Origin of the sequence: Haloterrigena turkmenica DSM 5511, assembly GCF_000025325.1 — an archaeon.
GTDB classification, from domain to species: domain Archaea; phylum Halobacteriota; class Halobacteria; order Halobacteriales; family Natrialbaceae; genus Haloterrigena; species Haloterrigena turkmenica.
Genome location: NC_013743.1, coordinates 1,235,234 through 1,251,478 on the forward strand (window position 1 = coordinate 1,235,234; position 16,245 = coordinate 1,251,478).

The 16,245-nt window shown below is 66.8% G+C and carries 16 protein-coding genes; 6 read left to right on the top strand and 10 right to left on the bottom strand.

Annotated features, from left to right (window positions below; all coding sequences use genetic code 11):
- Nucleotides 1–100 precede the first annotated feature (100 nt).
- Entirely contained in the window at nt 101–1,549 is a 1,449-nt protein-coding gene (locus tag HTUR_RS05845; protein ID WP_012942379.1) for a heme o synthase, read from the top strand.
- A gap of 95 nt (nt 1,550–1,644) precedes the next feature.
- On the opposite strand, the gene HTUR_RS05850 is transcribed toward HTUR_RS05845, so the two are convergent.
- The 4 genes from HTUR_RS05850 to HTUR_RS05865 form a co-directional block, all read right to left on the bottom strand.
- Nucleotides 1,645–2,649 carry an aldo/keto reductase gene (locus HTUR_RS05850; RefSeq protein WP_012942380.1) on the bottom strand — a complete coding sequence of 335 codons (1,005 nt, stop codon included), beginning with the start codon at nt 2,647–2,649 and terminating at the stop codon, nt 1,645–1,647.
- Nucleotides 2,650–2,696: 47 nt separating this feature from the next.
- Nucleotides 2,697–3,122, bottom strand: a complete 426-nt coding sequence (locus HTUR_RS05855; protein WP_226377482.1) for a PIN domain-containing protein — start codon at nt 3,120–3,122, stop codon at nt 2,697–2,699.
- A gap of 19 nt (nt 3,123–3,141) precedes the next feature.
- On the bottom strand, nt 3,142–4,131 hold the full coding sequence (locus HTUR_RS05860; RefSeq protein ID WP_012942382.1) for an aldo/keto reductase: 990 nt from the start codon (nt 4,129–4,131) through the stop codon (nt 3,142–3,144).
- Between the two features lie 101 nt (nt 4,132–4,232).
- Nucleotides 4,233–4,895: a helix-turn-helix domain-containing protein gene (locus tag HTUR_RS05865; protein WP_012942383.1), complete on the bottom strand. Its 663-nt coding sequence runs from the start codon at nt 4,893–4,895 to the stop codon at nt 4,233–4,235.
- A gap of 153 nt (nt 4,896–5,048) precedes the next feature.
- On the opposite strand from HTUR_RS05865, the gene HTUR_RS05870 reads away from it, so the two are divergent.
- Together HTUR_RS05870 and HTUR_RS05880 are read left to right on the top strand one after the other, a co-directional pair.
- Nucleotides 5,049–6,173: an NADH dehydrogenase gene (locus HTUR_RS05870; RefSeq protein WP_012942384.1), complete on the top strand. Its 1,125-nt coding sequence runs from the start codon at nt 5,049–5,051 to the stop codon at nt 6,171–6,173.
- Nucleotides 6,174–6,404: 231 nt separating this feature from the next.
- Nucleotides 6,405–8,030: a potassium channel family protein gene (locus HTUR_RS05880; protein WP_012942385.1), complete on the top strand. Its 1,626-nt coding sequence runs from the start codon at nt 6,405–6,407 to the stop codon at nt 8,028–8,030.
- A 40-nt stretch (nt 8,031–8,070) separates the two neighbouring features.
- Here the strand turns inward: HTUR_RS05880 and HTUR_RS05885 are convergent, their stop codons facing one another.
- Nucleotides 8,071–9,027 carry a TIGR03557 family F420-dependent LLM class oxidoreductase gene (locus HTUR_RS05885; protein WP_012942386.1) on the bottom strand — a complete coding sequence of 319 codons (957 nt, stop codon included), beginning with the start codon at nt 9,025–9,027 and terminating at the stop codon, nt 8,071–8,073.
- A gap of 107 nt (nt 9,028–9,134) precedes the next feature.
- Complete coding sequence (locus HTUR_RS05890; RefSeq protein WP_012942387.1) at nt 9,135–10,229, bottom strand: GNAT family N-acetyltransferase; 1,095 nt, start codon at nt 10,227–10,229, stop codon at nt 9,135–9,137.
- 203 nt (nt 10,230–10,432) lie between these two features.
- Between HTUR_RS05890 and HTUR_RS05895 the strand changes: the two genes are divergently transcribed.
- From HTUR_RS05895 to HTUR_RS05905, 3 genes are all read left to right on the top strand, one after another.
- Nucleotides 10,433–11,836 carry a metallophosphoesterase gene (locus tag HTUR_RS05895; RefSeq protein ID WP_012942388.1) on the top strand — a complete coding sequence of 468 codons (1,404 nt, stop codon included), beginning with the start codon at nt 10,433–10,435 and terminating at the stop codon, nt 11,834–11,836.
- Nucleotides 11,837–11,903: 67 nt separating this feature from the next.
- Entirely contained in the window at nt 11,904–12,905 is a 1,002-nt protein-coding gene (locus HTUR_RS05900; protein ID WP_012942389.1) for an ABC transporter ATP-binding protein, read from the top strand.
- Nucleotides 12,902–13,675, top strand: a complete 774-nt coding sequence (locus tag HTUR_RS05905) for an ABC transporter permease (protein WP_012942390.1) — start codon at nt 12,902–12,904, stop codon at nt 13,673–13,675. Before HTUR_RS05900 ends, HTUR_RS05905 begins: the two co-directional genes overlap by 4 nt.
- A gap of 81 nt (nt 13,676–13,756) precedes the next feature.
- On the opposite strand, the gene HTUR_RS05910 is transcribed toward HTUR_RS05905, so the two are convergent.
- The 4 genes from HTUR_RS05910 to HTUR_RS05925 form a co-directional block, all read right to left on the bottom strand.
- Nucleotides 13,757–14,233 carry a hypothetical protein gene (locus HTUR_RS05910; protein ID WP_012942391.1) on the bottom strand — a complete coding sequence of 159 codons (477 nt, stop codon included), beginning with the start codon at nt 14,231–14,233 and terminating at the stop codon, nt 13,757–13,759.
- 62 nt (nt 14,234–14,295) lie between these two features.
- Nucleotides 14,296–14,898 carry a DUF420 domain-containing protein gene (locus HTUR_RS05915; protein ID WP_012942392.1) on the bottom strand — a complete coding sequence of 201 codons (603 nt, stop codon included), beginning with the start codon at nt 14,896–14,898 and terminating at the stop codon, nt 14,296–14,298.
- Nucleotides 14,899–14,989: 91 nt separating this feature from the next.
- Nucleotides 14,990–15,736: a J domain-containing protein gene (locus tag HTUR_RS05920; RefSeq protein ID WP_012942393.1), complete on the bottom strand. Its 747-nt coding sequence runs from the start codon at nt 15,734–15,736 to the stop codon at nt 14,990–14,992.
- Between the two features lie 87 nt (nt 15,737–15,823).
- The gene (locus HTUR_RS05925; protein WP_012942394.1) at nt 15,824–16,120 is read right to left on the bottom strand and encodes a HalOD1 output domain-containing protein; all 297 of its coding nucleotides are present in this window, start codon (nt 16,118–16,120) and stop codon (nt 15,824–15,826) included.
- Nucleotides 16,121–16,245 lie beyond the last annotated feature (125 nt).

Genomic DNA, 16,245 nt, shown 5'->3' on the forward strand with positions numbered 1-16,245 from the left:
GGCGATCGGGGCGCCATCTGGCCGCGATCGTATTCCCGGGAAGCGGGACGAAGCGGGAACGATAAATACGCGGAGTCGAACGGTGTAGACGAGAATAGCCGTGGTAACCGAATCAGCGCCGTTTCCCCGTCCGATCGACACTCGACAGCGCTTCTCCGCACTGCTGACAGCGACCGCGCTGGGCATCTACCTCCTGTTGATCGTCGGCGCGACGACCTCGCTGACGAACGCCACCGCAGCGTGTTCGACCTGGCCGACCTGTCACGCGCCCGTCGATCCGCTGAGTCAGACCCAACTCGTCGTCGCGTGGGGCCACCGGATCGCGGCCGTCATCGTCGGCCTGCTCGTCGCCGCGACGGCCGTCACCGCCGTCCTCGGCGACGTTTCGCGGCGGGTTACGGCGGCGATCGTCCTCGCCGCCGCCCTCTACGTTATTCAGGTCGGCGTCGGCGCCGCGACGGCGATGTTCGGCTCTGCGGCGATCGTACCCGGCCTCCACCTCTCACTCGGCCTCGTGATCTTCGGGACGGTCGTCATCGCGCTCGCCTGGGACCTCGAGCTCGCGACCGGCAGCGACGACGACGCGATCGATCCCGAACCCCTCGAGGAGGGGGCGATCAGCGAGGGCGCGTCCGGCGGCGGCCGCACCCTGCCCGAGGGCGGGCTCGCTCGAGCGCGGCTCACCGCGTTCGCGTACTTCAAGATGATGAAGCCGCGGCTGATGTGGCTGCTCTGTCTGGTCGCCGCCGCGGGGATGGCACTGGCCGCCGGGCCGTCGCTCGACCGCTACACGATTCTGGCGACGCTCGGCGGCGGCGTCCTCGCCATCGGCGCCTCGGGGACCTTCAACCACGTCTTGGAACGCGACGTCGACCGAAAGATGTCCCGCACGTCGGATCGCCCGCTGGCGACCGACCTGGTCCCCGTTCGCAACGCCTTGGCCTTCGGCGGGCTGTTGACCGTCGCCTCGCTGAGCGTCTTCCTGACGATTAACCGGCTGGCGGCCGCGCTCGGCCTCGCGGCGATCATCTTCTACAGCGTCGTCTATACGCTCGTCCTCAAGCCCAACACCGTCCAGAACACGGTTATCGGCGGGGCCGCGGGCGCGCTCCCAGCGCTGATCGGCTGGGCCGCGGTCACCAACGAGATCGGGCTCCCGGGGCTGGCGCTCGCGGGCGTGATCTTCCTCTGGACGCCGGCGCACTTCTACAACCTCGCGCTGGCCTACAAGGACGACTACGCCCGCGGCGGCTTCCCGATGATGCCCGTCGTCCGCGGCGAGACCGAAACGCGAAAGCAGATCATCTACTACCTCGCGGCGACGCTCGTGAGCACGGTCGCGCTGGCCTGGATCACCGACCTTGGCGCGCTGTACGCCGCCACGGTCGCGGTCTTCGGCGGGATCTTCCTCTGGGCGGCCGTTCGACTCCACTTCGAACAGACCGAGGCCGCGGCGTTCCGGGCGTTCCACGCCTCGAACGCCTTCCTCGGGGCCGTCCTCGTCGCGGTGCTGGTCGACGCGCTCGTGCTCACCGGGTCGCTGTTCTGAGACCGCCGACTGGCGGTTCGAGACGCTTTTGGCCGTACTCGAAATAACGAAACGCGTTCTCGACAGCCCGCACTCGAAACGACGAGTGCTCCGACCTACTCGTCGCTACCGCGGGCCGCGTCGATCCGCTCGAACTGTTCGTCGCTGAGATCGACCTCGACCGCGCCGACGTTCTCCTCGAGTTGCTCGGGTGTCCGCGCGCCGACGATCGGGACGCAGGTGAACCGATCCTGGTCCATCAGCCAGCGCAGCGAGACCTGCGCCGGAGAGGCGTCGACTTCCTCGGCGACGGACTCGACGGCCTCGAGGACGTCCCAGGCCTGCTCGGTCGCGTAGTAGTCGTCGAACATCTCGTCGAGGCTGCCGCGAGAGCCGTCGGGCGCCTCGACGGAGCCGTCCTCGGCGCGGTCGTACTTGCCCGTCAGGAAGCCGCCCGAAAGCGGCGAGTAGGGACAGACGGCCAGATCCTGGTCGGCGCAGACGTCGAGGTAGTCGCCGACCTCGTCGTACTGGGCCGCGTTGACCATCGGCTGGGTGACGTCGAATCGCTCGAGGCCCTCGACGTCGCTGGTCCACAGCGCCTTCGTCAGCTGCCAGGCGGCCATCGTCGAGGCGCCGAGGTAGCGGACTTTCCCCTCGCGGACGAGTTCGGTGAGCGTCTGCATGGTCTCCCGGATCGGCGTGTCCTCGTCCCAGCGGTGGATGTAGTAGACGTCGAGGTAGTCCGTGCCGAGTCGCTCCAAGGTGCCCTCGATCTGGGCGCGGATGTGCTTGCGGCCGAGCCCGGAGTCGTTCGGGCCGGGCTCGCCCCGGCCGTCGAAGGGGAAGTAGACCTTCGAGGCGATGACGACGTCCTCGCGGTGGACGTCGCGATCCTCGAGCCACTCGCCGATCCACTCCTCGCTGGTGCCGTTGGGATCGCCGTAGACGTTCGCGGTGTCGATGAAGTTGATGCCCTGCTCCCACGCCGCGTCGAGCAGGTCGTGGGCCTCCTCGCGGTCGGTCTCGACGGTCCCGCCGCTCTCCTTCGCGAAGCGCCAGGTACCGAAACACAGTCTCGAGACGGTCGTGCCCGTGTTACCGAGCGTCGTGTACTCCATGCGCGGCGGTTTCGGCGCGAACGGCAAAACGGATGGGGAAGCGGCGATCAATACGTGAGAATCTCGAGGTCGTCGATTCGCTCGAAGCGGTCCACGTTGTTCGTCACGACAGGAACGTCGTGGACGAGAGCAGTGGCAGCGATCATCACGTCTGCGTCTTCGATCGGCGTGCCGTTCCGGTGCAGCGTCGCATTGATCTCTCCAGCGGTCATCGCGCATTTGCGATCAAACGGTAACTCTCGAACGTCGGTCAGCAGGTTCTTCACCACGGTTCGCTCGTCCTCGGACGAATCTGCGAGATGAACGCCCTCCCAGAGTTCCATCACCGTCACCGAGCTCACGTGTGCCGTACCGCGGTTATCGACGGTTCGGACCGCTTCTTCGACCGTTTTCTCGCCCCGCAGCACGTCGATGAGAAACGAGGTGCCGAGGATTATTCGAGTGCGTCCGCGATCCGTTCGACGCGCTCTCACGCGACGGACCCTCGCGGCGCTACCAGCGGTGGTGGACGTGCTCCGCGACGTACTCCTCGTAGACGTCCCGAGCCGCGCCGTGGGCTTGACTCGAGAGCGCGTCGAGGTCCGACGCCGCGGCGTTCGAGCGGACGTGCTCCGGCGAGGTCGTCCCCGGGATGACCGTCGAGACGGCCTCGTGGTCGAGGATCCAGCGCAGCGTGAACTCGGCCAGCGAGCGGTCGTCGGGGACGTGGGGCTCGAGCGCCTCGACGGCGTCGTGGCCGGTCTCGTAGGGGACGCCCGCGAACGTCTCGCCGACGTCGAAGGCCTCGCCCTCGCGGTTGAAGTTGCGGTGGTCGTCCTCGGCGAACTCTTGATCGCGCTCGAGCGCGCCCGTCAGCAGGCCCGAGGCGTAGGGAACGCGGACGATGACGCCGATATCGTTCCGCTTGGCCTGCTCGAAGAACAGCTCGTTCGGGCGCTGGCGGAACGGGTTGAAGATGATCTGGACCGTCTCGACGACATCGTACTCGATCGCTTTGAGCGCTTCCTCGACCTTCTCGACGCTGACGCCCGCGTGGGCGATCTCGCCCTCGTCTTTGAGTCGCTCGAGGGCGTCGAACGTCTCGGGCTGATAATACGCCTCCGTCGGCGGACAGTGCAACTGCAAGAGATCCAGCGTCTCCTCGTTGAGGTACTCCTGGCTCCGAGCGACGAACTCGGAGATGTTCTCGTAGTCGTACCGATCCGCCTCGTGGGGATCGAGTCGCCGGCCGGCCTTCGTCGCGATGAAGACGTCGTCGTGGGCGTCGCGCTCGTCCAAGACGTGGCCGATGTGGCGCTCGCTTCGGCCGTCGCCGTAGACGTCCGCCGTGTCGATGAAGTCGATATCTGCATCGATCGCGGCGCGAACGACCTCGCGGCCGGTTTCGTCGTCGACGTCGCCCCAACTGCCGCCGATGTTCCAGGTGCCGAGGCCGACCTCAGAAACGTCGCGTCCGGTCGAGCCGAGTCGTCGGTGGTTCATGTGTGTTCGATGCGGATAGTCTCGGGTATGCCTTGCCTTCGGGGCAATCCGGGCGGCACGATCCCGCGACCTCGCGACGATGCCGCGACAGACCGTCGCTCTCAGAACGGCCCGCCGTGGACGAGCCCTTCCATGACAGTTCGTTCGGCCCGCCGGAGCAACTCCCCTGCCGTCCCGCTCGAGCAATCCAGCCGATCCGCGACGTCCTCGAGGGACCCGTCCCGGGTCGTGTGGTAGTAGCCGCAGTCGACGGCCGCGGAAACGGCTTCGAACTGGCGCTGGGTCAAATCCGCCCGCGTGTCGATTCGCCCGGCGCAGTACGTACCGATCGAGCGGACGTCGACGTGCGCCATATCGGCCACGTCGTCGACCGCTGTCTGGATCGCCTCGTCGGGACCGACCGCCGTCAGTCGTATCGTCCCGTCGGCGCGGAACGCTACCGGCGGGATGATGATCAGACCCGGTTGTTCGATCGCGTTCACGAACGTTCGGTCGGCCCCCGTCAGCGACTCCCGCACGTACAGGTAGAAGGAATCGTCGCGACACGGTGCGAGTTCGTAATCGAGCACCGTGGGTGCGTCCTCGAGGGCGTGCTCGTAGGGGACTTGTGGACCGTCGATATAGAACAGCATCGCGTATTCGTCGCCGTACTGATGGCCGTAGAGCAGCCTCGATGCGGTATACCCCTCGTGTTCGACGATGAACTGGTGCATTAGATGCTGCTCGGCCGGTGGTCGCTGCAGGGTCACCTCGAGATAGCGCATTTCGCTGCTCGAGATACGTCCGCTGCTGCCTACAAAGCTACCGTCTCGACGGACCGACGGACGGCGGATCGAACGCCGCCAGGAGGGGTTATAAACACCCCTCATAGATGCGGATCAAGTCGAACGATCGTGCCGGACGATTCTCCACGTGTCATGACGACTCCACGTGTGCAGCCGGCTCGTGACGCGGAGTGGCCGGACGTTCGAACCGAGGGGAGCGACCTGATCCGGGCGGCCGGCGTCGCGGGCGCGGGCGGCGCCGGCTTTCCGTCCTACGCGAAGTGGACGGACCTCGACGCGGTCGATTCCCTCCTGGTGAACCACCAGGAGAGCGAACCGAACTACTACATCGACAAGTGGCTCGGGAAGACCCGCGCGGAGACGTTCGCCGCGCTGTTCGACGCATTGCTCGAGCGAGCGTTCGACCGGATCGTCGTCAGCGCGAAATGGAAAGACCGCGATGAATACGTGCGGGACCTCGAGACCGAAACCGGTGGAACGGTGATTCCACCGGCCGAACTGCCGCTCGACCGGGACGAGGAATCGGGCGTCGTGTTCGCCTACACGGAGAACAAGTACCAGTACGGGATGGAAAGTGTCCTGCTCAAGACAGTCGACGGCACGGTTATCGGAACCGATCTTCCGACCGATCACGGCTGGCTCGTCCAGAACACCGAGACCCTGTACAATATCTTTCGTGCGCTTTCGGACGGCGAGCCAGTGACACACAAGTACGTCCACGTCAGCGGCGACGTACCGCGAGATCGATTCCTCGAGGTTCCGATCGGGACGCCCGCGAGCGAACTGCTGCGAACGGCTGGCCGTCCGCCCGAAACGCTGCCGTCGAATGCAGTGCTCGCCGACGGTGGACCGGGCTGGTGTTTCCCCGTCGAAGTGTCCCCCGACGAGTACGGAGTTCGCAAGCACACGAACTGTCTGCTCGTCCTCGACGAAGAAACAGTCGCGGAAAATACGTACGGAGAGGGGCGGATCGACGTGCTCGAGGCGTACGAGTGGACCGACCGGGAGGTGGACTTCGAACCCACCGCGATGATCGATCCGTCCCGCGTCCGGATCCCGCTCGCGACGAACCCGGAGCCGGACGTCGTGGACCCCGCCGAACCGGTCGTCGAGGTCGGCGATCACGTCGACGTCGGCGACCGGATCGCGAGACCCAGTTCCGACGGGATCAGCATCCCCCAGCACGCGTCCATCGCCGGCGAGGTGACGGCGGTGTCCGAGTCGGGTATCGAGATCGAATCCCACTCGAGAGTGTAGCGAGCCGCCACGATCTCTATCCTAGACTCGTACGCTGCCGTCCTCTCTCCGGAACGGCAGCGAGATGTCTTCCTCGCAGAACCCGATCAGCTTCTCCTGTTCGTCGCAGATCCGGCGGACGTAGACGCGATCGTAGCCGGCATCGAGCGTGAACCTCTCCTTGCGACGGTCAACGGACGATACGGAGAGAGTTGGGAAGTTACATAGGGGCGCAACGGGCACGGTTCGCCAATGAATCACTGGTGGCGCCGGCTCGCGCTCTCGATGGGCGCCGTCTTCGCGCTCGTCGTCGTCTACGCGTGGCTCTATCGGGCGGGCATGGCCGCGTTCGAGGGCGAGACGAAGACGTTCGCGCAGGCGCTCCAGGTCGTCATCGAGTCGCTGACGACCGCGGGCTTCGGCGGCGACGCGTCGTGGGACAGCACCACGATGAACCTCTTCGTGGTCGCGATGAACCTCACGGGGGTTCTGCTGGTCTTTCTCGCCCTGCCGCTGCTGGTCGTCCCGCTGTTCCAGCAGGCGCTGCAGGACCGCCCGCCGGAGTCGACCGACCTGACCGACCACGTCGTCATCTGCGGCTACTCGCCGCGGTCGGATGTGCTCGCGGATGAACTCGAGGCGGCGAACATCCCGTACGTCTTCGTCGACGACGATCCCGAGCTCGTCGTCGGCCTCACCAACGACGGGACCGAGGCCATCCACGGCGAACTCGACCAGGAGGAGACGCTTCGCGCGGCCAACGCCGACGAGGCGCGATCGCTCGTCACCGACGTCGACGACGAGACCAACGCGGTCGTGATCCTCACCGCCCGGGAGCTCTCGAGCGCTCTCACGATCGTCAGCGTGGTCGAGGACGAGGACGTCGCGAGCTACCACCGCTACGCGGGCGCCGACGAGACTGTCCGTCCGCGACGGGTGCTCGGCCAGAGCCTCGCGACGAAGGCGACGACGACGCTGTCGTCCGAACTCCGCGACACGATCGAACTCAGCGAGGACCTCGAGGTGACCGAACTGCTCGTCCAGGACGACAGCGACCTCGTCGGCCGGACGGTCGCGGAGTCTGGGATCCGCGATCGGATGGGGATCACCGTCATCGGCGCGTGGTTCAACGGCGAGTTCGTTCCGGTTCCCGGTCCCGATCACCGAATCGACGGCAACACGATCCTGCTCGTCGCGGGCCGTCGCGACGACCTCACGGAACTGAAAGCGCGGACGGTCTCGACGCTCGAGCACCGCCCGGAGCGGGTGATCGTCGGCGGCTACGGCGTCGTCGGTCGGACCGCGGTGGAGACGCTGGCGAGTAACGGCGTCTCGACCACCGTTGTCGATCTCGCGGACGAACCCGGCGTCGACATCACCGGTAGCATCACCGACGAGGACGTCCTCGAGGCCGCCGGCACGGACGAGGCCCGCTCGGTCCTGCTGACCGTCAACGACGACGCGACGACGATCTACGCGACGCTGGTTCTCAAACAGGTTTCCCCGGATATCGAGATCATCGCGCGGGCCAACGAGACGGAGAACATCCCGAAGCTCTACCGCGCCGGCGCGGAGTACGTCCTCTCGCTGTCGACGGTGACCGGCCGGATGCTCGCCTCCGTGCTGATCGAGGACGAGGAGATCCTCACGCCCGAGACGCAGTTCGAACTCGTCCGGACGACCGCGCCCCAGATCGCCGGGAAGAGCCTCGGGGAGATCGACCTGCGGGCGCGGACCGGCTGCACCGTCGTCGCCGTCGAACGTGACAGCGAACTGCTAACCGATCTCGGCCCGGCGTTCGTCGTCCGCGAGGACGACGTGTTGATCGTCGCCGGCGACGACGAGGCGATCAACCGATTCGTCGCGCTGGCCTGCTGAGTCCGCCGCGAACGCGCTGGCCCCCACGCTCGCCGCGAGCCTACCGGAACGACGGCAGCACCTCCTCCTCGTAGAGTTCGATCGCTTTCTCCTGTTCGTCCCCGATCTGGTGGAAGTAGACGTGATCGTAGCCGGCGTCGACGGCCTCCTCAATGCTATCGATGTGGGCCTGCGCGTCCGGCTCGGTGGTCGTCCCGGCCTCGGCGATGTCCTCTTTCTCGACCATCTGGGCGGCCTGCTCGAAGTGGGCCGGCGTCGGCAGCTCCTGGCCGAGTTCGCCCGGAATCGAGCCGTTGGGCCACTGCTCGTAGATCGTCTCGATCGCTGCCTCCTCGCTGTCTGCGTAGCAGCCGTGCAGCTGTGTGTATTTGGGGCCGTCGCCGCCGGCGTCCTCGTAGGCCTCGACGGGCTCTCCCTTCGGGCCGGAACACCAGAGACCGTCGGCGTTGTCGGCGGTCCACTTCGCGGTCTGGGGACCGAACGCGCTGGCGATCGTCGTCGGCTGTTCATCGGGACAGGTGTAGAGCCGGGCGTTCTCGACCGTGTAGTGCTCGCCGTGGTGGCTCGTCGTCTCGCCGGTCCACAGCTTTCGCATGACGTCCATCGCCTCGTCCAACATCTCGAGGCGGACGTCGTGTTCCGGCCAGCGCTCGCCGGTAACGTGCTCGTTCAAGTTCTCGCCGGTGCCGACGCCGAAGGTGAAACGGTCGCCGAACAGTTCGTCGACGGTGGCGACGGCGTGGGCGACGTTGACCGGATGGATCCGGATCGTCGGGCAGGTGACGCCGACGCCGACCTCGATATCGTCGGTCTCGTTGGCGATCGCGCCCAGAGTCGACCAGACGAAGGGAGACTCGCCTTGCGCCGAGACCCACGGATGAAAGTGGTCCGAGATGGAAAGGAAGTCGAAGCCCGCCTCCTCCACGCGCCGGGCGATGTCGACGAGCTCGTTCGGGCCGTGCTCCTCGCTCGAGAGGGTGTATCCGATTTGAGTCATTCCCGGACCGCTACCACGAATCGGCGGGTAACGGTTGACCCTGCGAGGGCAAGAAGTTCCGACGGCCGCCGCTCGCAGCGGCGATCCGCGGTAGCGTCGTCGGCGACCTAATCTTTGACCTCGAGGAAGGAGAGACACCAGTTCTCCGGATCGGCGAGCGCGCGCCGCGAGAACGGGCCGACGTCGTCCCCGTTTCGGAGAGGACGAACCGCCATATACGTGGGGTGACAGAACCGTGAGACGAGCGGCAGCTCGTAACTGACGAAGCCGAAGCGGGCGAGCAGCGACGGCGGCAGGGTCCCGTCGGTCACCGACAGCACGTCGGCGTCTGCGTTGTCGGCGACGACCGCCGCGAGCAGGTCGGCGAACGCGTCGTGGCGCGACGCCAGCGGCACCGAATCGAAGACGAGCACGCCGTCCTCGCCGCCGGATCGCGTGACGAGCGCGGCGACGGGGCGGCCGTCGCGGGTGGCCACGTACGCGGTGTGCTCCAGCGTCGGCGCGTCGAAGAGCCACCGGTAGTACCGCGCCTCGCGAAGGGCGTGAAACGATCGGGGAACCTGCGTCTCGTAGATCGACTCGAGGCGGTCGGCGGGCGGCGATGCGTATCGCTCGACGTCGTACGTCCCGTCCGCCGGCGAAAACCGATCGCAGAGACGGAGCCCGGTTCGCGTAACGGCGTCGGCCACTCGTCCGATCGACTCGCCGGCCGGCCCGTCCGGGAGCAGGTCGCCGGGCCGTTGCACCCTGTAGTACAGCGGCACGACGGCCACCTCGGACCAGCCGAGTTGCTCCTGTGCGCCGAGCGAGGCGGCGTTCGGGAAGTTAAAGAACAGCGCCGATTCCCGTCGCCGGTAGCGACGGATCCCGCGTTCGGTAATTCGGGAGTAGAGCCCGTTTCGCCGGTGATCCGGGTGGACGACCGCGTCGACCGGTTTGAGCGCCAGGACGGTGCGCTCGCCGCGGCGGAGCCGGCAGGGGACGTACCCCTGCACGGCGACGATCTCGCCGTCCCGCTCGGCGAGCGTGATCGGGACGTGCGAGAGGTACGGATCGTCGACGTACTTCCAGTCGAACCAGTCGGTACTCGGTCGGTGTCCCCACTCGGTCTCGAGCAACGAGAGAACGCCGTCTCGATCTCCTTTCTCGTACGTTCTCACCCTGTACTCGTCGGTGCGCTCCGATTGTTCCTGCCCCGCCATCGGCTACTGATCGACGGAGCGTCCCTTCGTTATGCGCAGGGATGGACGACCCCGACCCCTCCCCCGTTTCGTGTACGGTGGTGATATTCCGAATAAATACGTCATATCTCGTTAGCGCGGCTCGAACCCGTCGACTCGACCGCGGTACGCTGTGAGACACAGACGGCAACAGCTTTCGAAGTGGAGCCACTGGCTGGGAACGAATGGCCACCGAGACCGATGACGGCGACGATGATCGGGTCTACTACGTCATCAGCGACCTCCACATCGGCGGCGACGAACAGCTCGAGGACGTCGAGTTCATAGACGAATTGCGCTCCTTCCTCGAGCGGCTGGAACGGACCGACGAGGACGCCGAACTGATCATCAACGGCGACGCCTTCGGGCTCTGGGAGTTCACGACGGTCGAGGGACTCGAGAAGTTCGAGGTCTTAGCGGAGACGTATCCGGAGCTGTTCGAGCAGTTCCGGGCGACCGGGGAGAACATCCCCATCACGCTGTTGCCGGGGAACCACGACCACGAACTCGCGGCCTACGACGAGTACGTCGACCGCTTCGCGCAGTACAACGTTGACCTCGTCCAGGACCAGTCGATCACCAGGCCGGTCGGCGACCAGGCGATCCACTTCGAGCACGGCCACCAGCAGGACGCCAACAATCAGATCGAGGACTGGGGGAACCCCCACGCGACGCCGCTCGGCTACTACTACAACACGCTCGTGACGAGCCGGGCGGGCCAGCTCTCCGACCGGGGGCGGTATAACTGGCTGAAGGACGTCCAGGCGGTCACGCCGACCGAGCGGATGCCCATCTGGCTCTTCTCGAAGTACTTCTACCGGGAGATGAACCCGGTGCTACGGTACTCGCTGGTGCCGTTCCTGTTGCTGTTCAACATCAGCGCCGTCCTCGCGGTGCTGGCGGGGCTGCATCTGGCGGGGATCTGGTCGGTGCCGGTCACCCAGACGGAAGCGTTCCTCGGACAGTTCGGCAGGGCCGGCACCGCGGCCTGGTTCCTCCTCACGCTCAACGTCGCCGTCGTCGGCGTGCTCTTGCTCGCGGGCATTCCGCTGTACTTCATCCGCCGGGACATCAGGAAGACGGTCGACCGCTTCGGCGTCTTCGAGACCGAACTCACCGTCGACCCGGTCGGGTCATACGAGGACCGGGCCCGCGAGGTCTTCGCGGACGAGCCGGAGACGACGATCTTCTGCTTCGGGCACACCCACCGCCCGATGCTGAAGGAGGTCGACGGCGGCGTGCTGGTCAACACGGGCACGTGGCTCAAGCGCCTCCACCGTCGGGACGGGATCATCGGCATCCTCCCGCCGGTGTTCTACCCGTCGTACCAGCTGGCCGCGGTCCGCATCGCGTCCGAGTCAGCGAGCGAGGGTCGGAACGAGACTGGGACCGAGAGCGCGTCCGATTCGGCGGGCGTCGCCGTCGAGTTCGAGCGGATCACGAAGCCGAGCCCTGCGACGGAGGAGCTCACCCGCACCGAGCGGTTCTTCACGGTCGGCCGCGAGCCCACCCCCGACCTGCCGGATCGCCACGTCGTCGAGGATCCGGAGACAGAGATGGTGCCCGCGCCGGAGACGACGACCGACTGATCGACTCGAGTCCGCGACCGAGTCGCGAATCGAACCCCTTACCCCCGACGCGCCGGAACTCGCCCGTATGACTGCCGTAGTCGATGCGACGGACCTCGAGAAGACCTACGGCGAGACGACGGCGCTGTCGGGGGCGTCGCTCTCCGTTTCCGCCGGCGAGGTCTTCGCGCTGATCGGCCCGAACGGGGCCGGGAAGACGACGCTCGTGCGCGCGCTGACGGGGACGACCGAGCCCGATTCGGGGACGGCTCGCGTGCTCGGCGAGTCGCCGGCGGCGATCGACCGGGACCGACTCGGCGTCCTCCCGCAGGACTTCTCGCCGCCGGATCGGCTGAACGCCCGCGAACTACTCGAGTACTACGCGGGCCTGTACGACGACCCCCGCGACCCCGACGCCGTCCTCGACGACGTTGGCCTCGCAGACGCCGGCGACACCTGGTACGAGGACCTCTCTGGCGGCCAGCAGCGCCGGGTCTGCGTCGGCGCGACGCTGGTCAACGACCCCGATGTCCTCTTTCTGGACGAGCCGACGACCGGCATCGATCCCGCCGGTCGGCGCACCGTCTGGCGGTTGATCGAGGACCTCGCCGACGCGGGGACGACCGTCGTCCTCACGACCCACGACATGGCCGAGGCCGAGCGGCTGGCCGACCGCGTCGGCCTGCTCGCCGACGGGGCCGTCGTGGCCCGCGGCACCCCCGCCGAGCTCGTCGCCGAACACGGCGGCTCGAGTCGCCTCACGATCACGACGACGGCGACTCCCGAGGCCTTCGCCGACCTCGAGTATTCGGTCGAACGGCCGGCACGCGGCCGCGGCCCCCGCGGAGCCACGGCGGACGGCGCGCTCGTCGTCCGCGACATCGGGCCCGCCGAAATCGGGGCCGTCGTCGATTACCTCGAGGACCGCGGCCTCGAGTACTCCGGGCTGACGTGGGCCGAACCCGACTTAGAGGACGTCTACCTCGCGCTTGCCGACGCGACGGAACGCGATCGAACCGGTCGGGCCGGCGGGAACGGCGACGGCGAAACGGACGCCGACGACCTCGCTCGCGCGGGTGAGACGGCGTGACTCGAGTCGGTCGCGTTCGCGCGGCGACTGGCGCCGGCTGGCGGTCGTTCGTCCGCCGCCGGACGGCGGTCTTCTTCACGTTCTTCTTCCCGGTGATTCTGATCGCCATCTTCGGCGCGCTCGTCCAGACGGATCCGACAGGTGGAGGGCTGTTCACGGAGCCGGCGGCCTACTACGTGCCGGGCTATCTCGCCGTCGTCGTGCTCTTCACGCCGCTGTCGCGGATGGGCAGCGAGGTCGCGCGCCACCGCGAGGGCAACCGCTTCGAGAAGCTCGCGACGACGCCGCTGACTCGCGGCGAGTGGCTGCTCGCCCAGACCGCCGTCAACGCCGTGATCATCGGCCTCGCGAGCCTGCTGATCCTCGCGATGGTGGTCGCCCTGACGGGCGCCGAGATCGCGCTCTCCCTGCTACTCGTCCCCTACATCCTCGTCGGCGTCGTCTGTTTCTGCGGCGTCGGCGCGATGCTGGGCAGCTACACGGACTCCCAGGACGGCGCCGTCGCCGCCAGCAACGCCATCGGCCTTCCCTTACTGTTCCTCTCGGAGACGTTCGTCTCGCTCGAGCAGCTTCCCGGCTGGTTCGAACCGCTGGTGAACCTCTCGCCGCTGACCTACTTCGCCCGCGGCGTCCGGGCGGCGACCTATCCAGAAGCAGACGTCACTGGGGTGGCCGGCCTCGATCCGGCGCTGTCGAACCTCGCCGTGCTGGCCGTTATCGCCGTCGTCGCGTTCGCGCTCGGCGCGCGGTCGATCCCGCGGACGGACTGAATCGTTCACGTTCGCGAGCCCGTCTCGGCGCCGGTACTCGCGGTCTTCCCGCCGCTACTTGCGCCCGCTCCGCTGCTACTTTTAGTCGCCCATTCGATCCGAGAAGTCCCAACCGTACACCACCGCTGGCTCGACGGTGAGCATCACCTCTTCGCGTTCCTCCCGCAACAGCCCTCGAGCCAGCCCCGACTCCGTGTCGTCGAGATACCGCTCGAGGAGCGTCCGGAGCGTCTCCTTCTCGGGATCGGGCTCGATCGATACGGTGCCGCGACCCCTGACGCCGGCGTACGGCGGGTCGTTCGTCGACACTTCGAACGCGACCTCGGGATCGGCCTCGAGAAACGAGACGATGTCGGCGGACGCCGACGTAGCACACTGGAGTCGCCAGCCGTCGCGGTCGCTCGAGTCGGCTCCCGCGTCCGTTTCCTCGAGGCGATACCACAGCGAACACATCCAGAGATGGTCTGCGGGCGTTCGACAGGAGAGGCGGACCGGAACTGTCGACTCCTCGAGAAACGAAGCAATCGCCGTCGGTGAGAGGCTTCCGCGGATCTGCATACGGTCCGTCCGACCGCCAGGACCAAAATACTGACACGGGGTACGGAGAACCGACTGACCGCTCAGAACAGCGGGACGAACACCATCGCGAACTCGTAGCCGTAGATGTGGTTGAGCATCAGGTTGGTGACGACCCCGAGCACGAGGCTCAGGATCCAGGCGCCGGCAGCGATGCGACCGATCCGCGCGTGGGCCGTTCGGCGAAGTTCCGCGGGTGTGTGCGTCAGGCCGAGAATCAGCGCGTACAGCACGACCGGGACCGAGACGATCGAGAGGAGAATGTGGATCGCGAGCATGATCAGGTAGGCGTATCGCACCAGTTGCGGACCGACGAACTCCTTCGTGCCGCCGCCGCCGACCTTGAGGAGGTAGAGGACGAGGAACACGAGGATCAGGCCGAACGCGGTGATCATCGCGAGTCGGTGTTTCGCGATCTCGCCGGCCCGGATCCAGTACCAGCCCGCGGCCAGCAGGACGGTCGCGATCGCGTTGTTGACCGCGATCAGGTCCGTGAGCAGGTTGACCTGCTCGAGGGAGAGATCCGGATAGATCGGGACGTCGAGGAGGAACGTTCCGAGGACGAGCGTGTAGCCGACAATCGTCAGGAGGATCGTGGCGCCGATCGGCTGCTCTCGAAGCCGTCGTCTCGCGTCGGCGGTTGCCATTGTCGACGGTTGGGAGCAATCCCGTATCTGTCTTGCCATTCCGGAACGACGTCCGTCCGCTGCCGTCTCGCAACTGTTCGGCTGGATCGCGCTACCGGTACGGCAGCCGGTTCAGGCGCTCGCGGACGAGCGGTCGCAGTTCGAAGAGGTAGCGTTCGGTGTCGGCGTCCGCCTCGTCCTCGCCGGCGTGGTGGGTGTACACCACCTGCTCGACGGTCACGTCCGCGGGGAGTTCCTGCGCGATGACCACGGCGTCGAGCGCCCGGCCGGGACCGATCTCGGCGACGGACGCGCTCCACCGCTCAGGCAGCCGATCGGCGTGGGGCGAGACGATATTCGAACCCTGGTAGAGGAAGCCGTCGTCGCCGATGAAACTCGCGTTCGCCGCGCCGTCCCAGGAGACTGCCCTCGAGCCCGTGTTCCGGACGCGAAAGAACGCGACCGTCCGGTCGGTCGCCGCCGGGACGCCGTCGACGAGTCGCTCGAGGGAGACGTGCTGGACGAGTCCCACGAGCGTCAGGCGGAGCTGCTCGCCGTCGACGGAGAGTGCCTGGTGTCCGGGGTCGTCGACGTCGACGGCGTCCGGATCGTACGTCGGATCGCTCGCCGTCGTCGTCGAGCCGTCGCCGACGCGCGAGGCCACGCCGCCGTCCGGCTCCGGATCGGTCGGGGGCCGTTCGCCCACGAGCGCCTCGTAAGCCTCCTTGATCCGCAGAAACCGTTCTCGAGAGCCACCCTGATCGGGATGGTGTTCCTTCAGCAGCGTCCTGTAGGCTCGCCGCACCTCGCGTTCGTCGGCGGTCGGCGAGAGCCCGAGGACCTCGTAGTGGCTCTCCATTGCTCCGTACTACCGCACTTGGTCGAAAAGAGTCTTTCCGTCCGAATAGCGTGCTTCGTTCGGCTCGACCGGCCGGGCCGGCGACGGCTACTCGGTCCGGTCGCCTGCCTCCTCGAGCGTTATGGATCCGTCGGCCTCGATGGTGACCCGGTAGCCACAGAACGGGAACGAGACCTCGCCGTCGGGGCGTGGCGTCCCGTTCGACCGCGGCGCGAACAGCGAGTCCAAGGCTTCCGGATCGACGACGTCGTGGAGCGATGCGTACGTCGGCGGCCGGAGCTCCTCGGGTGAAACACCCTCGGCTTCAGCGACGGCTTCGATAACTGTCCGGCTTGGCGATCTCCAACATGACGCGTCGACGCTATCGCCGTCCCCCTCCGTCATAGTACCACCCTACCGAATCCGATGGAATAAAACTGTCCTTCTTAACCTCGCTTGTGGCAGAAATTTGGCCGTCAGCCTTCGATATCGAAGGTTTTCGGAGGTCGACGTTCGACGGGGAACGTTCG

Excerpts from the sequence above, each read along its gene's own strand:
- HTUR_RS05850 (WP_012942380.1), bottom strand. The coding sequence starts at position 2,649 with ATGGAGTACACGACGCTCGGTAACACGGGCACGACCGTCTCGAGACTG.
- HTUR_RS05860 (WP_012942382.1), bottom strand. The coding sequence starts at position 4,131 with ATGAACCACCGACGACTCGGCTCGACCGGACGCGACGTTTCTGAGGTC.
- HTUR_RS05865 (WP_012942383.1), bottom strand. The coding sequence starts at position 4,895 with ATGCGCTATCTCGAGGTGACCCTGCAGCGACCACCGGCCGAGCAGCAT.
- HTUR_RS05870 (WP_012942384.1), top strand. The coding sequence starts at position 5,049 with ATGACGACTCCACGTGTGCAGCCGGCTCGTGACGCGGAGTGGCCGGAC.
- HTUR_RS05880 (WP_012942385.1), top strand. The coding sequence starts at position 6,405 with ATGAATCACTGGTGGCGCCGGCTCGCGCTCTCGATGGGCGCCGTCTTC.
- HTUR_RS05885 (WP_012942386.1), bottom strand. The coding sequence starts at position 9,027 with ATGACTCAAATCGGATACACCCTCTCGAGCGAGGAGCACGGCCCGAAC.
- HTUR_RS05890 (WP_012942387.1), bottom strand. The coding sequence starts at position 10,229 with ATGGCGGGGCAGGAACAATCGGAGCGCACCGACGAGTACAGGGTGAGA.
- HTUR_RS05895 (WP_012942388.1), top strand. The coding sequence starts at position 10,433 with ATGGCCACCGAGACCGATGACGGCGACGATGATCGGGTCTACTACGTC.
- HTUR_RS05900 (WP_012942389.1), top strand. The coding sequence starts at position 11,904 with ATGACTGCCGTAGTCGATGCGACGGACCTCGAGAAGACCTACGGCGAG.
- HTUR_RS05910 (WP_012942391.1), bottom strand. The coding sequence starts at position 14,233 with ATGCAGATCCGCGGAAGCCTCTCACCGACGGCGATTGCTTCGTTTCTC.
- HTUR_RS05915 (WP_012942392.1), bottom strand. The coding sequence starts at position 14,898 with ATGGCAACCGCCGACGCGAGACGACGGCTTCGAGAGCAGCCGATCGGC.
- HTUR_RS05920 (WP_012942393.1), bottom strand. The coding sequence starts at position 15,736 with ATGGAGAGCCACTACGAGGTCCTCGGGCTCTCGCCGACCGCCGACGAA.
- HTUR_RS05925 (WP_012942394.1), bottom strand. The coding sequence starts at position 16,120 with ATGACGGAGGGGGACGGCGATAGCGTCGACGCGTCATGTTGGAGATCG.